The sequence below is a fragment of the Coleofasciculus sp. E2-BRE-01 genome (genome assembly GCF_040221695.1).
In the GTDB taxonomy this organism is placed as follows: Bacteria; Cyanobacteriota; Cyanobacteriia; order Cyanobacteriales; family Coleofasciculaceae; genus Coleofasciculus.
In genome coordinates, this window is record NZ_JAVKEA010000160.1 from 72,468 (window position 1) to 85,689 (window position 13,222).

Genomic DNA, 13,222 nt, shown 5'->3' on the forward strand with positions numbered 1-13,222 from the left:
TAAGATCAGGTTAAGGTACAAGTTTCTTTACACTTGTTTACTTTACTCTAATATTTGGGATTTGTCATTCGTCATTTGTCAGGGAACAGGGAACAGGGAACAGGGAACGGGGAACAGGGAATAGGCAATAGGTAAGGTAGAGTTTTGAGTTAACTTCCTCATCTCCCCCATCTCACCCATCGTCCCCTTGCCGAGAAACAGGAGCATTATCCTGAATTTCCTCATATCTCTCATACTCTTGTTCAACCGTATCCGGATCTGTATCCTGTTGTTGCAAATCAAGAGCCTTACGTTCAGAGGGGGGTAAGCGATCCAGGGAACGACGACTAGCCCCAGGGTTTCTCCAGGTTTTCCAAGCCGCTTTCACACCCGCAACAACGCTACGACTGCTGACTTGGGCTTGTTTCGCCTGATTTTTCGCACCTTTGATACTTTGATCAACTTGTTGCACGACTTGACCCGCGCTTTTAACGCCTTCATTCATATCGTTGCTCAAGTCACTAATTTCTAAACCCGTCAGACGAATCGACTCTAAAGTAGGCGGCAATTCTCGCCGCAGCGTATCTGCTAATTTTTCCACACTACGGGCTGCCCGTGCTAATTCTTGCAGCGCGGGTAATGCTGCCACTAAAACAGCCGTCAAGCTAACCGCGACTAATAAAATAGAGAGTCCGAGCCAAAATAGAGGATCAATCACCGACCGGTTGCCTACACTTGATGATCAGAAACGGACGCGGGTGATTCACTCGCCACGTCCGATTGAGTCGAGTTTAGTTCGTCTCGTGTCCTGGCGGAAGCCTCTTGTCCCGCCGCGATCGCGTCTCGTAGTCGGGTCAAGGTTCCATCCCAGTTGCGTAGGGCTGATTCAGAAAGGCGATCGGCTTGTAGTTGTACAGTCGTTGATAGATCTTCGGCTAAATCCGGTAAGGCATCTGTAGATTTTTTCAACAACCGTCGCGTATCCCGCCCTGAACGCGGGGCAATCAGCAATCCGGTGAGGGTGCCAATGACACTCCCCACGACTAAACCCCCAATAAATACTCCAGCACTCTTTTTTGACATCGTTTGGTCTCTATCCTTACACCAATTTTAGGCAGATTTGCCCAGAGAATTTGATGAGAAATCCCTGAAGACTCTGCTCAAGAACGCAGATGGCAGCCAGCTTGTGTTCTCGATAGCTTCCTTTTAACTTGACACTCCCCGTGCTAAAGCAACGGAGATTCTTGGTTCTTTGACTTGCCGTTAGACGACAGGATTGCTCCAACCGCCCAAGAGGGCAAGTCTCCCCAAGCGTAAGTTCCGGTATGTCCTACCGTACTTAATCCTTTTTGCAGGATGTTTAGACTGGCGGCAATGTCCCTGTCTTCAACGTACCCACGGTTGCCACAGACATGTGTTCGTTGGGACAGGGACTTTTTGACCCGATCGTGGCACGTCTCTACCTTCCGGCAATTTTCATAGAAACGGCTGATAGCAGTCCAAGCACGTTCAGCCGATGCTTGACGCGCCTGAGAGTTGAGTTTAGAGGCAAAGCTAAACTCTTTCGCCAATACACTGCAATATTTGTTGAGGTCGTATTTGCTGGCACCTTCGTTGTCCATCCAGTATCGTAAGCATTTGTTTTGGACAAACTGAGAAGTCTGAATCGCCTCATCAATGGCTGCGTATTGAGTTGGTTTGGCTTTTACCTTGAACTCAAAAACTATCATAATCTTGTTTTTGCTTAGGCTGGTTATTATAGCTTGACTTCTCCTGGGCATAAATGACCGAGGATTCTAAAAGGATACTCCGGAACGGGTAAGGTTCAGAGTTGGGAGCGTTCGGCAGGCGATCGCTTTCTCCGACGACGCCGCCTCGATTGATAGGTCTTTTGAATAAAGCCCAACACCATCAAGACTCGCTGTACTCGTTGTAACTGAAACTCTAAATGCTGATAGCGTTTTTTTAATCCGTGAACACCGAGTTGCCCTCTAGAGATGGCTTGGGGAGCGCCATGTAAAACCCTATAGGTACTTTGTTCAGCCCTGGCGACTAGATCAGCCGCCGCTGCTAGAACTCGCCGCAATTTCCAAATCCGCCATGCCAGATAAAAACCAAATAGCGAGATTAGCAGATTTAAAATGACAACAACGGTGAGCATATCTAGGTATTGGGCAGTGAACTGATAGCATCCGTGTCAAACAGATGCACACGGAGTTAATTTTAGGATACTAACCGTTCCCGCACTACCTTAATTTATATGGAATAAGCATTTAGGAATGCCAGGAGGCGGACTTGAACCGCCGACACGGGGATTTTCAGTCCCAGCACGGAAGTTTCGATGCATCATATTTTAACGTAAAGGGCGTAAAACTTCAAATATAAAAAACTTTGTTACAACAAGTGTAACGTAGAAGGGATGGCTTTATGGCTGAACCGATAATCGGGGAAGTATTTGGATTTCTAAACCTGGCTCTAGCCACTCGTTGATCAGCTTAGCCTTTAAACATTAATAATACATCGGCAGCTTTTTTAGGTTGGAAATCGTCATCCCACAAGCCAGCCTTACATCGGTTGCCGTACCAGTTCCAGGGAGAAGCGTCGAAAGCACTCCAAAATCCTATAAGATCGACACAATCGTAGCATACACTTATTATTTGCTGATAAGCTTTCAATTGCAGAAAATCTATATTAAATGGGGTCAAGAGCAAATTGGAAAAGCTCCTTAAGACTTCTTTTTTATAGTTGCAAGCATACTTCAAATTAACGCATTCTTGGATGAAATCAACCGATCGGTTAAAATTTATTGGTTGCCATACAACCGTTTCTGGAGCGCAAATTTTAATGTTAAAATCTGCCTTAATTTTTTTTATCCATTTTTGCGTCATCTTAAGGTCTAATGTTCCAGGGTTAAGAATTGATGGCCTTAAATTCGCCATCAATTGGACGGACAAGCCATCTATAGGAATTTCCTTTGCTAAGGCAACCTCTAGGATTTGGTAGCATTTCTCCCACTTTGACTCTTCTCTAAAATAATCGGCATAAAATAACAAGCTGTCGCTACGCTGCTCTTTTGCCATGAGAAAGCACGCCTCGAGCTTTTCTTGATTCCATCCTTTTCTAAAATTTTTGTAACCAATTACTTCATGGACACATTCCCATTCTTTTATTTCGTAAAAAGTTAATAATTTTGATTTGATTAAATGTTTATCGGGTTGTTGGTAGTGAGAAATTAAGCAATTACCTCTTAGCGATTTGTCGTGATCTGCCGCAAACTGGCTGATTAATTTTGCTCTTTTTATTTGATCGGGAGAGTTAAAATTGGAATCTGAATACAAACAGTCAAAGTGTCTGATTAATAAATCAGTATATTTTTTGTTGCCAAGCAGACGGGCACTTACACTTGTCCCAATTTTCATGTTTACCCTTTGAGTTTTTCTAAAAATTCGCTTGCAACTGAACAGCAAACAACGCAACAATCTGTGCATTTAACTTCTCCAATACCACACTTGCAAAACAAGGTATTGGTGAATTGATATTTATATGGTGAGTAAACAGATAATACGTTAATAGAATAGGTTCGTCCTGTCACTGCATTCCGAAATGTTGGTCTTCCATTTTTTATCCCAATATAACTCCAGCTTGATTGGCGAGATAAATCAAGAAGGGAACTGCGAGTATCAACCCACCCCCAAATATTTTTAAAGTCGTCTGTGCCAATTTGTCTAGTCCCAATTATGGTGTAATATTGCCCAACAGCAACCCAGCCTTTCATAAAATTGCAATTTAAATCAGTTTCTTTTGGGTGTACGGTAACAGCCATGTTTGATTTTTACCAGCCAGTAAATTGTGGTTCCACCATTCGTGGGTTCGAGTCCCATCGTTCGCCCTGGTTTTAGGGATTGTTTGCAAAAGTTTCCCTAAAATATACATTTTTGGTGGGGTAGTATAGCTATTTTAGCTGAAGTTTCTACCCTTGAAGCTTCCTTAAAGCTTCCCTCGCTTCTCATATCTCTATTGTGTGAAGATCCCGAGGGAGTTTGCCAGTGGCATCTATTAAGGTGTAGGTCGCCCGTGACCCACAAACCAGCTTGCAGGATCGAGGCACTAGATCTATCTCAGCTCCTCGTATTACGCCTGGGTATATTTCTCCAGCGATAATTTCATTGGGGGGAGTTTGATCGTAGGCTTCAGCTGGGTCAAGGTTTCGGGATAAATTTGATTGTTCCCATTTAGGGGCTTGCCCAGTAGCCGATCGAGCTAAGGCTGAAATGATTTTCCGTCCCTCAGTCTCATTGAGAACCATGTACCTCCGATCAGAGATGCCATTCAATCGATCCTGATACTTTGCGGCAAATTTCCCTTTCCTGAAAATTAAAGGCGGCTTAAAAAATTCGTCTTTAACTCTTTGGGCATAAATTTTGGTAATACTAGGAGTTAGCTCAGCTATATCCTCCTTTGTTCGGAAAGATACTTGCGTCTCATTGAAGCTTTCACCAGAAAGAGCATTCGGACGGGAATATACAATGCAAATTAGCCCTTTTTGATGGTATGTTGGTCGCTCGTCCTGGGTTTGTTGAAATTGGCGAACTTGCTGTAATTGCCTATCCGCTTCGATTCTATTTACAGCTTCATGCCCCAGTAGGGCAGACGGGCCATAAAGTAGCTGACGGTTTCTTATTGAAGAATCAGTATCCGGTACGTTTTTATTTAATCGAAGTTCCACCAAGCCTTCAGTCCCCAATGGACTAGCTTGTAATCTGTTTTCAACCAGCCAATTGTCAACGCCACCCCATAAAATATATCCTATATCTGCGCAAGCTTCAACTGTTCCCTCAAAGAGGGCTCCAATGATTGCTTTCAAGGTTTCACTATCAATTGATTCTAGAAGATTTTCCCATGCAAGGGCAAAAGACCAAGGCTCAGTTTCTTTTCTATTAGGAAAAAAGGTATCCCTGACTTTCCGAAATAAAAATGAAAAGGTTGCCCTGCCTAATTGCTGTCCCGTCAAGGTAATCAAAGTCGCCAAATTTGCGGATAGCTCGTCTAAAATTTCCTCGCCCACATTTTTTAAGGCGTAAAGCCCCAAAGATTGATTAAATTTTAAGAGTAAAGTGCCTGGCAAAGCTCCACACACTAGCTGTCCAGTTGTTGTGCCTAATGATTCGCCAAGAGTGCTGGCTAAAGCAACATTTGCAGAATCGATTTGTGCTTGCAACTCTGCATCTGTAATATTCCAATTAAAATTCCAGATCGTTTGAGTCGCGCTAACGACAGCTCCCCACAAACTCGACAGAGACCATTCTAAAAATCCCCCGAGTTGGCGAAATACGCCGCCAAATAACATTTTGCCAAACCTAAAGATGCCATTAATAATACCCGGTATAAATCCGTTTTCTTCTGTTTCAGCATCTTCTGTTTCGACAAGAAAATCGTCTATTTGGCGAATTCCGTGAAGAGTTCCTGTGATGGCTTGCCTAATCTCTCTTGATGGCAGTCCATCTAAGCTATTGAAAATATCAAATGCCATATTTAACCTGGGTTTTCTGGGTTGTTTATTATTTTGCGGATAGACACCGTATTTTCAAGTGTACCACCCCAATAGTCAGTTGTATCTCCAATGCCGGGTTCGTCCGTAAAAGCCCTTTCAATTTTTCTGTAAGATTCGTTTTCGTTATTTATGACCTTTTCTGTTAATTTTTCATCAAATATATTTTGTTGTCCAATTATTTCTTTAATTTTTGCTTTTGCCGATTCTTGTTCATTGGGTAAAGGTTGCCAGTACACCCCTCTAATTATTTTTGCAGCAAACAGAAGTTCACGGAATATTTCCTGTTGATCGAGTGAGCCGTCCCATTCTACAATTTCAATATCTGTGGTGGAAGGTTTGCTAAATCCTAGTAAATTTTTCTGTCCAGCAGTAAAAGCTAGCGGCACTGATTTCGTATCAGCTTTAGTGACCAACCCCATGGCTTTCTCTATTGCTTTAAGCCGATAAAAGTTTTTAGTAATTGCCACTTTCGATGCTCCAGCTTCTATTAAAGTTTTGCTGGATAGTTCCAACAATTTCTCTGTGTTAGTGTAGGCTTGGTATGTTAGCGGCACTATTTCAGACAATATTTCAGCCACATTCGGAAATCTAGTTGTTGCTTTGGATACTTTTAACTCAGTTTTTGGGTTTCCATTTGCGTCTAACACTGGATTGCCATTTTTATCCGTAACGACTTTTTCCTCTTTACTTGTGACGAATTCGATGGAGGATGGAAATTCGCCTAGAATTTCTTCAAAAACTATAATTGCCCATTCAAAAAAATCCATTAAATTATTTATTTGTTTGGTTTCGGGTTGAAGTGGTTTCCCGTCCTCAAATTTTGTAACAAAAGACTTGGGAAATGCCTTTGGAAAATTCCAAATGGCAAAAAACCCTTGAAATACAGATCGGCGGACTTCTGCGTCTTGATCTGCGTAAGGATAAAGGGCTGATACTGCTAGTTTTGCATCCTGGCGAGCTTCTTTAAGTTCTACCCTTGTATTATGTCCCTGGGTTAAAATTTCCGACGCTATTGGTTGCAGCTCCTCCACAATAATTTGACGAATTTCCAAAGCAGTCAGTCCAGGCTTTAAATTCAAATTTTCAATTGCAGCAATAAGCCGCTCACACTCGGTTGTGCTTGGATTGGGCTCCGGTTCGGGTTCGGCTATTGGTTCAGTAAAGGAGAGCTTCGGCAGTTGCTGCATTGTTTGCCGAATGAAGCGCAGCTCATCCAAAATGATGCTTCCTGTGGCGATTGCTAATTCATCCTCCGGAATTAAAAAAAATTGGGCTAGATCATCAAACGTAACCACCCAATCCGGCATAAATCGTTGGTATGCCTGGAAAAATTGCTCTATTTCTGCCGGGACTCCAGGGACATCATACTGACTGGCTTTCAACTCTCGCCATCGATTTATTGACAAGTCCACAAACTCAATTGCTCGGTTCAATGCAGATATCCAGGCGATGCCAAGGGGCTGCGTTTGAAATGTCATTGGCTAATTTAGTGATCTAATTACAAAACTTACTTTAATTATAATTAATAAATTTTAGATTAAGTTACTAAGCGGCTGGCTTTGCTTGAGTTAGATGTTGCTCCTAATTTTGCCTAATTTTAAGAGTTGCCGCCTCACATTAAAGGATACCGCCTAGCTTCAGCTAGCAGGAAAGCAATATCCAGCCTGAAAATTTTAGGAAATGAGTCATTGTAAGTTATTGTAAGTCATTGATGACGTTGTAAAACTCCTTAACAAAAAGTTACATAGCAACGTATGCCGCCTTGCTCATTTTCGCGATACCCTACGGTTTCGATGTACTTGCTATAAGGCGGTAAACTTTCTCGCAAGCGTTCTTAGAAGCTGTCAGCTTCCCTTTGGTTGAGATATATTAGGTTTGTTTGTTAACTTCAGAAAAGCGTGGAACAATCCAATCGGATCATTCGATTAAAGGAAACGACCAACCCCTACGGCGGCGGCGAAATGGTAAGTGAGCAAACGTTCTTAAATAACCTAAGCCAAAGGCATCCCGAGCTAGGTTCTGAATGGTTTACGGAGGGCGTCGAGGTTGAGTCTCTTCTTCCTGGCGGTCAATGGCAAAAAGGAAAGCTATTGATATCTTTGTCATTTGTTCAAGAAAGTCCAGCACCAGCAAATTCACCAGCAGCCCCTAATCCCAATACCAGCACAATTAAGTAAGGAGAGAAAAGTATGGTAGCTTCTACTTATGACGATAGAGAAATTGTTGCTTGTCGTGTTATTCCTAATAGTGATCTAAAATTTGGATGGAGAAGCCCAAGCGGGGTGAAAGAAACAACACGTACAATGCTGGGTCACGTTCCCGGAATTAACGCAGACGGAAGTTATGTTACTGGATTTATTTTAGGGGCTAATTTTCCGCAGCCTCCAAGAATGCAAAAGCGAGGTGTAGGAAATTATTATTGCGCTATTGATCGAGTAAACGAAACCCGTGCAGACGGATGGAGACAAGCTTCCCCCGCAAAATATTTAAGGGGCGGAAAAAGAGCAAAAACCACGCTTGTTGTAATTGATCTTCGATTAAATAACGAAGAAGGAAATCCAGTCGGTCCTGTCATGAAGATTGCTCGTTATATGCGAGATACTACAAAAGGCAGAATAACAGCTGCAGATTTAGCAGCTTTAGGGGTAGAAGAAACGACAGCGGCTGACTCAGATTTAATTTATGGAGCTGAGTACCCTGTTCCGCCAGAAGCCCGGTTTACTGCTGTATCTACAGAAAGCAAAGTAGATACTTATGGGACAATGATAGACCCAAAAAAAATAGACACGATGCCTGCTGGTTGGGCATTGACGGCAAATGGAAAATACTAGAATAATTACGCCAGAAAATCCACTTTTCCATTTTACTCTTGCCACTTGTCCCCCTCCAGGTAAGCAGCCAGATCAATTGTATTTTGTAGTAGATGCCGAATCTGGACTTATTCGCAATGCGGATAACCGGCAAGTGACCGAATATTTGAAAGGCGGCGAATACGACGCGCGACTAGATGTTATTGGTGAGCCAGAAGATGGCGTGGATTGAATGCAACACAACCATTGTTTCTGACGATGAAATAATGGTTGTGTCAGAAACCTCTAACCTATTTGTGCTAGAAATTCCTAAAATTAAAAAGACTTGGGATTTTGCCGGATGGTGTTTTTTGAAAATATTTAGCGATATTGGATTAATATCGACTTATTGGAAAAGGGTATATTTTGGGGAAAAGCAAAAAATTGAGTTTGCCTCAGAGCTAAATTTTCCTTACGAATTAATATTCCGAAAAGCTGCTTGGTTGCCAGCTTTTACTACCTACAGCTTTGGGTTTCAGTGTTGGCGATGGGAGCCAATCTACAAAATTAAATATTTAGAGATTGAAGTAGATATTGCTTTGGTTGAAGTGTTGCCATTAAATTTCAATAGAAAAGATTACTCAATCTTTAATCTAGGAGTGAATTCGCTAGAACTTTACTGGGGTGAAAATGCAAGTTTTACTTTTGAATTACAACCTAAATTTCAGTTAGAAGAAAATAACACGCAGAATAAAAGAAGCTTAAGTGCAAAAGCTACAAAAGAAATGACAACCATACAAGTTGCAGAAAGGAGTGAGTTGTAATGCCTATTAGAAGATTTTATTCGGAAGATCTCTTTGCTGCTGGATATACAACGGTAAACCTTCAACAAACAGAATCTGGGCAGGAAATTTATCTTGATTTAAAAGGTAAGCAAAATGCTTTGTTTATTGTCCAGCTAGGGACACTAACCGAAACAACAACAGATCCAGACACGGGACTGGAAACAACGACCCCTGTAAAAGAAATTAATCCAATTATAACTTTCGACAATTCAACTGCTAATTTTAGTCAAGGAAAAATATTAATAGTTCAAGGATCTACGACGCTACTTCCAATTTTCCCTCTTGGTTCGCAGGGTAATTTTGAAATTAATCCAAATCCAAACGGAACAACAATACTAGATTTTATACACACGGATTCTGGATACGTGTGGAATTCTTCTAGGGATTCTAGTACATATTCTTTAGCTAGTGCAGGAGTTGTTGATTTACACGTAGATCCTGTTGCAGGTGTAAACGACAAAAATCCCCAAACACCGTACCAAACGATAAATTATACTATTGGAGAAATTAAAAGGTTAATACCGCATTCTGTTGCCTATCCCCACCAAAGCTCAGGCTATTCCGGAGATAGATTTATTGCGGTTCGAGTGCATTTAGCTCCAGGAACATACGCTTTGTCTCCAGACGAACTAGATGACGAAGGAAATCCCATAGCAAGTGAAACGGTTTTTGCACAATATTTAAATAAGTATGGGATAGACTTTATTGGCGAAGGAGAAACGCCAAGTGAAGTAATTATTTACGGGAATAATTCAAACGACGGCATTAAACTATCTAATAGTTGTGAGTGCAATTTTAAAAACTTGACTATTTCTTTTAATAGAAGCGGAATTTATGTTTTAGATAGCAATGATATTAGCGTCGAAAATTGCATTTTTGAAAACAGGAGTTCAAATGTTAGAAATGCAGTTTTTTGTTATCATTCGAGGATAATATTAAAGGGGATAATTGAGCTTCGTGGGAATTTTAGGCGATTAATCAATTGCGACATGAACTCTGTCTCATTGATTAGTTGTCAGGTTATCGTTACTCCACCAACAGAAAACCCAAAGCCTTTTGAGGGTTTTCTGAGTGCATTTAGAGGCTCTGATATTTACGCTGAAAACATGACTATTCCCAGCGGTGTTCCTCAGGGCGGAAATGCAATGGAGACGGACTCTCCAAAATGCACGATTGAAATGCCCATTGATATAGAAAACCTAGTTTATCCATAAATAGTGCGGTATTTTTTAGTAATAAACGGGAAAAAATATGAAATAACAGGGAAGTCGCCTGTTACCATTGGTTCTAGTGCTGGAAATTGTAAGATTAATGAAATAGAGGATCAATACGTCAGCAGACACCAATGCACTATAATATTGTCCCCTGACGGTGACTGGTTGTTTGACGGGGATGGACTTCAGCCATCTCGGAACGGAACGCAGGTGAATGGAGCAATCTTGCGATGTGATAGCTTAAAGGAGAGCGACAAGGGAGTACAAATTTACAATAAAGACGTAATTTTGATTGGCATGACAAGAATCGAGTTCCTCAAGGAAGCCACCAAAAGCTTTGCTGAACCATGGAAGGAAACTAGTGGATTTAATAGTGGATGAAGTTATTGTTGGGGCGGTAGTTTACCTGGTACTAACTTGGGTTTTTACTACCAAGTTCATTGAATCAAAATTTGATAACACTCACAAAAGAATTAAGGAGGTAAAAAAAATTGCAGATGATAGAGGTGACGAAAATGAAGCTTACATAAGGCGATTAGAGGTAATATTGCAAGTGTATCTTCAAGGAAGCGGCTTTCCTCAGCCTTATGATTCAATCCAAACAGAAGTTAAGAAAAATCCTGAGCTTGACTGAATACTTAGCTCAGGCGCCAGATAGCGCGGGGATAATAGACAACGCTACAAATGATGTGCTTTTCCGTAATCCAGCATCAAAAACGCTTTTTAGACAATGGAAAAGGCAATTCAAAGTTGAAGTATTAAAAAACACTTCAACGACACATGATACCCAAATTACGATCGCGCAGGTAACGAAGCTCAAGGAATTTTCACTACCCCTCCACCTATGTGATGATTTCCGGGAGAGGCGTTACACCCTTCACTTTGGCAAGGTTGGAGAGATATTAGCTGTTGATAGGTTCTACCTTTTGAAATACGGCGGGCGAAATGGATGCCGGGTCTGGGTGAACCAATTTTGGTCTTATGCTTGTCTCTTATAATTGGCATAGGGTGAGGCGACAAGGAGAGCCGCCTTGCCCTAGCTCTCCTTTGTAACATCGCATGACTTTTGAAGATTGGCTATTGTGGACAGCCCCTAGGCTCTTGGCTTATCTGGCTTGGGTGGGGGTTTGGTGGTTTATGATTGGGAAGTTCGGGTATCGGGGAAAGGCTAGGATCTTCTGGCTTATTCCTTTTTTAGTGCCGCCCGCTAACCCTTACTTGGTGCCTATCGGAAGTACAGCTCTTACTTTATTGATATTTCTTCCGTGGCCTGTTTGGAGAGAAGTTAGGCGGCTACGGAAGCTGCTTGACAATCGTCCAACGGTACGACCATCAAATCTAACACCAGGACAGATATATTACATTAAGCTTGCCAATAATCGTTGGGTTGAGGCTCGATATTCCAGTTTTACGACGGCAAATGGAGAAACCAAGTACCGCTTCACCCACAATGGACAGTCGGTGGTGATTTCCCCCGAAAAGATTCGGGTTACCTGATGCGATCACAATATAATTTTAATGGGCGGGTATCCGTTGATGCCGCTAGGCGTTGAGCATTATTCTGTAAGATTCTTGCTCTTGACCACCCGCCCATTTCACCCGCTGGCAGCGATTCCGTACAAAATCGCTCCGACCACCAACGCGATCGCCTCCACCAGTGCGATCGCCTTCCACGGGAAGCTACGCTCGCACGCTGCCAAACCTGATAAAATTTCTTTAATATTTTGATCATTGTCATCAGAAAGAATCACCCACTGACTGTTATACAAAGAGCGGGGAAGCTTAAGACCTGTCTGGATGACAACTGGCAGGACTGGTTTTCTCCACCAGATTGCCACCCGCAATTCCTCCAAACACCATTCACTTTCGATTGAAGCTTGGCTCACGAAAAACAAAACACAGCTACTTTGTCGAATACCCCGATTTATTTCTCGCCGCCAATTGTAACCGGGCGGAACGTCGTCCCAGTCACTCCAAAAATCTCTGAACTCCTCTAACCCTTCAACAAGAGAACGCACCCTCTTCTTATCTTCGTGGGCGTAACTAACGAATATAGGTTTCATTTAATAATTTTTCGGCGTATTGACCTTTCTATTATCCATAGGACGACAAGATTCTTGCCGCTTCATTAAGGGCAAATAAATAGTTACTTTTGTCGTCTGTGACGATTGTCGTATCGAAGGTGGCAGCCACTGCACAAGGCTTTGAGATTTTCGGGACGGCAGTCCAGGGGCTGATGGTTGAGGTGAGCCGCAGTCAACGTGTAGCGCTGCTTTTTAAGCTTCAAACCGATCGCTTCTAGTTGCTGTAAATGATTTTCATGGATGAAAGCTTCCCAGGCTTGATCTGGACGACGACAAATTCTGCCACAATTTTCGCATTGCCATCCAGTAGCAGATTTTATCGAAAGTGCGATCGCATCCCAATTTTTTGGATATAACTCACGGCGCATCGGCATGATAAACCTCTATTGGAGTGAATCAAGATTTGTGTACCTTGCTTGTAGGAAGCGAACAAGAAAACTCTCAGACTAACAGTTTTAGCCAACATAGACCCTCTTCTATCTTGACCCTGCCTAATGATGTTGACCCAAATTTGTTCGCCGGAAAATCCCATATTTTGTAAGGTTTTCAACGTTTTCGACTGTCGTTTTGTTCGCTGGAAAAAGAAGCGCTTAGAATACCCCAAAGCAACCCCAATATTTTCAGCTCCTAAGCGTTTCTCACCGCTAGGCAGCATATAAGCCTAAAATTCGGGAGACCTTAAAAGTATTAGCAGAAGGTAATCTCAGACATTCTGACTCGGTATTTGGGAGACCCTCTAACCAGTTATCTAAAGTTGAAT

The 13,222-nt window shown here is 42.1% G+C and carries 18 protein-coding genes; 8 read left to right on the forward strand and 10 right to left on the reverse strand.

The window, feature by feature from the left end; translation table 11 throughout:
* Positions 1–172 precede the first annotated feature (172 nt).
* The 8 genes from RIG66_RS19920 to RIG66_RS19955 form a co-directional block, all read right to left on the reverse strand.
* The gene (locus tag RIG66_RS19920; RefSeq protein ID WP_446380482.1) at positions 173–697 is read right to left on the reverse strand and encodes a DUF948 domain-containing protein; all 525 of its coding nucleotides are present in this window, start codon (positions 695–697) and stop codon (positions 173–175) included.
* An 11-nt stretch (positions 698–708) separates the two neighbouring features.
* Positions 709–1,062, reverse strand: coding sequence for a YtxH domain-containing protein (locus RIG66_RS19925; protein WP_446380483.1), 354 nt, complete (start codon positions 1,060–1,062; stop codon positions 709–711).
* 143 nt (positions 1,063–1,205) lie between these two features.
* Positions 1,206–1,709: a hypothetical protein gene (locus RIG66_RS19930; protein WP_446380484.1), complete on the reverse strand. Its 504-nt coding sequence runs from the start codon at positions 1,707–1,709 to the stop codon at positions 1,206–1,208.
* A gap of 95 nt (positions 1,710–1,804) precedes the next feature.
* Positions 1,805–2,140, reverse strand: coding sequence for a hypothetical protein (locus RIG66_RS19935; RefSeq protein WP_446380485.1), 336 nt, complete (start codon positions 2,138–2,140; stop codon positions 1,805–1,807).
* 334 nt (positions 2,141–2,474) lie between these two features.
* Positions 2,475–3,398: an endo-1,4-beta-xylanase gene (locus RIG66_RS19940; protein WP_446380486.1), complete on the reverse strand. Its 924-nt coding sequence runs from the start codon at positions 3,396–3,398 to the stop codon at positions 2,475–2,477.
* A 2-nt stretch (positions 3,399–3,400) separates the two neighbouring features.
* Positions 3,401–3,802, reverse strand: coding sequence for a hypothetical protein (locus tag RIG66_RS19945; protein WP_446380487.1), 402 nt, complete (start codon positions 3,800–3,802; stop codon positions 3,401–3,403).
* A 183-nt stretch (positions 3,803–3,985) separates the two neighbouring features.
* Positions 3,986–5,509 (reverse strand): hypothetical protein, encoded by a 1,524-nt coding sequence (locus RIG66_RS19950; protein ID WP_446380488.1) that lies wholly within the window; start codon positions 5,507–5,509, stop codon positions 3,986–3,988.
* 2 nt (positions 5,510–5,511) lie between these two features.
* Positions 5,512–7,008 (reverse strand): hypothetical protein, encoded by a 1,497-nt coding sequence (locus tag RIG66_RS19955; protein WP_446380489.1) that lies wholly within the window; start codon positions 7,006–7,008, stop codon positions 5,512–5,514.
* A gap of 420 nt (positions 7,009–7,428) precedes the next feature.
* On the opposite strand from RIG66_RS19955, the gene RIG66_RS19960 reads away from it, so the two are divergent.
* From RIG66_RS19960 to RIG66_RS19995, 8 genes are read left to right on the forward strand one after another with little or no spacing between them, the layout of a single operon-like run.
* Positions 7,429–7,707, forward strand: a complete 279-nt coding sequence (locus RIG66_RS19960) for a hypothetical protein (protein WP_446380490.1) — start codon at positions 7,429–7,431, stop codon at positions 7,705–7,707.
* Between the two features lie 12 nt (positions 7,708–7,719).
* A complete protein-coding gene (locus tag RIG66_RS19965) occupies positions 7,720–8,361 on the forward strand; it encodes a hypothetical protein (RefSeq protein ID WP_446380491.1) in 642 nt (213 codons plus the stop codon).
* On the forward strand, positions 8,348–8,572 hold the full coding sequence (locus RIG66_RS19970) for a hypothetical protein (protein WP_446380492.1): 225 nt from the start codon (positions 8,348–8,350) through the stop codon (positions 8,570–8,572). Before RIG66_RS19965 ends, RIG66_RS19970 begins: the two co-directional genes overlap by 14 nt.
* Positions 8,559–9,143, forward strand: a complete 585-nt coding sequence (locus tag RIG66_RS19975) for a hypothetical protein (protein ID WP_446380493.1) — start codon at positions 8,559–8,561, stop codon at positions 9,141–9,143. The genes RIG66_RS19970 and RIG66_RS19975 overlap by 14 nt, the downstream gene beginning before the upstream one ends.
* Positions 9,143–10,378: a right-handed parallel beta-helix repeat-containing protein gene (locus tag RIG66_RS19980; protein WP_446380494.1), complete on the forward strand. Its 1,236-nt coding sequence runs from the start codon at positions 9,143–9,145 to the stop codon at positions 10,376–10,378. The genes RIG66_RS19975 and RIG66_RS19980 overlap by 1 nt, the downstream gene beginning before the upstream one ends.
* Before the next feature lie 3 nt (positions 10,379–10,381).
* Positions 10,382–10,759: an FHA domain-containing protein gene (locus tag RIG66_RS19985; protein WP_446380495.1), complete on the forward strand. Its 378-nt coding sequence runs from the start codon at positions 10,382–10,384 to the stop codon at positions 10,757–10,759.
* A complete protein-coding gene (locus tag RIG66_RS19990; protein ID WP_446380496.1) occupies positions 10,752–11,012 on the forward strand; it encodes a hypothetical protein in 261 nt (86 codons plus the stop codon). Before RIG66_RS19985 ends, RIG66_RS19990 begins: the two co-directional genes overlap by 8 nt.
* A complete protein-coding gene (locus RIG66_RS19995; RefSeq protein WP_446380497.1) occupies positions 10,966–11,376 on the forward strand; it encodes a hypothetical protein in 411 nt (136 codons plus the stop codon). Before RIG66_RS19990 ends, RIG66_RS19995 begins: the two co-directional genes overlap by 47 nt.
* Positions 11,377–11,973: 597 nt before the next feature.
* Here RIG66_RS19995 and RIG66_RS20000 read toward each other — a convergent pair.
* Positions 11,974–12,441, reverse strand: coding sequence for a toll/interleukin-1 receptor domain-containing protein (locus tag RIG66_RS20000; RefSeq protein ID WP_446380498.1), 468 nt, complete (start codon positions 12,439–12,441; stop codon positions 11,974–11,976).
* An 83-nt stretch (positions 12,442–12,524) separates the two neighbouring features.
* Complete coding sequence (locus RIG66_RS20005; protein ID WP_446380499.1) at positions 12,525–12,830, reverse strand: HNH endonuclease; 306 nt, start codon at positions 12,828–12,830, stop codon at positions 12,525–12,527.
* Positions 12,831–13,222 lie beyond the last annotated feature (392 nt).

Coding starts and splice junctions, on each gene's coding strand:
- RIG66_RS19970 (WP_446380492.1), top strand. CDS start 8,348: ATGGAAAATACTAGAATAATTACGCCAGAAAATCCACTTTTCCATTTT.
- RIG66_RS19995 (WP_446380497.1), top strand. CDS start 10,966: ATGATTCAATCCAAACAGAAGTTAAGAAAAATCCTGAGCTTGACTGAA.
- RIG66_RS20005 (WP_446380499.1), bottom strand. CDS start 12,830: ATGCGCCGTGAGTTATATCCAAAAAATTGGGATGCGATCGCACTTTCG.
- RIG66_RS19975 (WP_446380493.1), top strand. CDS start 8,559: ATGGCGTGGATTGAATGCAACACAACCATTGTTTCTGACGATGAAATA.
- RIG66_RS19930 (WP_446380484.1), bottom strand. CDS start 1,709: ATGATAGTTTTTGAGTTCAAGGTAAAAGCCAAACCAACTCAATACGCA.
- RIG66_RS19925 (WP_446380483.1), bottom strand. CDS start 1,062: ATGTCAAAAAAGAGTGCTGGAGTATTTATTGGGGGTTTAGTCGTGGGG.
- RIG66_RS19950 (WP_446380488.1), bottom strand. CDS start 5,509: ATGGCATTTGATATTTTCAATAGCTTAGATGGACTGCCATCAAGAGAG.
- RIG66_RS19935 (WP_446380485.1), bottom strand. CDS start 2,140: ATGCTCACCGTTGTTGTCATTTTAAATCTGCTAATCTCGCTATTTGGT.
- RIG66_RS19945 (WP_446380487.1), bottom strand. CDS start 3,802: ATGGCTGTTACCGTACACCCAAAAGAAACTGATTTAAATTGCAATTTT.
- RIG66_RS19980 (WP_446380494.1), top strand. CDS start 9,143: ATGCCTATTAGAAGATTTTATTCGGAAGATCTCTTTGCTGCTGGATAT.
- RIG66_RS19955 (WP_446380489.1), bottom strand. CDS start 7,008: ATGACATTTCAAACGCAGCCCCTTGGCATCGCCTGGATATCTGCATTG.
- RIG66_RS19940 (WP_446380486.1), bottom strand. CDS start 3,398: ATGAAAATTGGGACAAGTGTAAGTGCCCGTCTGCTTGGCAACAAAAAA.
- RIG66_RS20000 (WP_446380498.1), bottom strand. CDS start 12,441: ATGAAACCTATATTCGTTAGTTACGCCCACGAAGATAAGAAGAGGGTG.
- RIG66_RS19965 (WP_446380491.1), top strand. CDS start 7,720: ATGGTAGCTTCTACTTATGACGATAGAGAAATTGTTGCTTGTCGTGTT.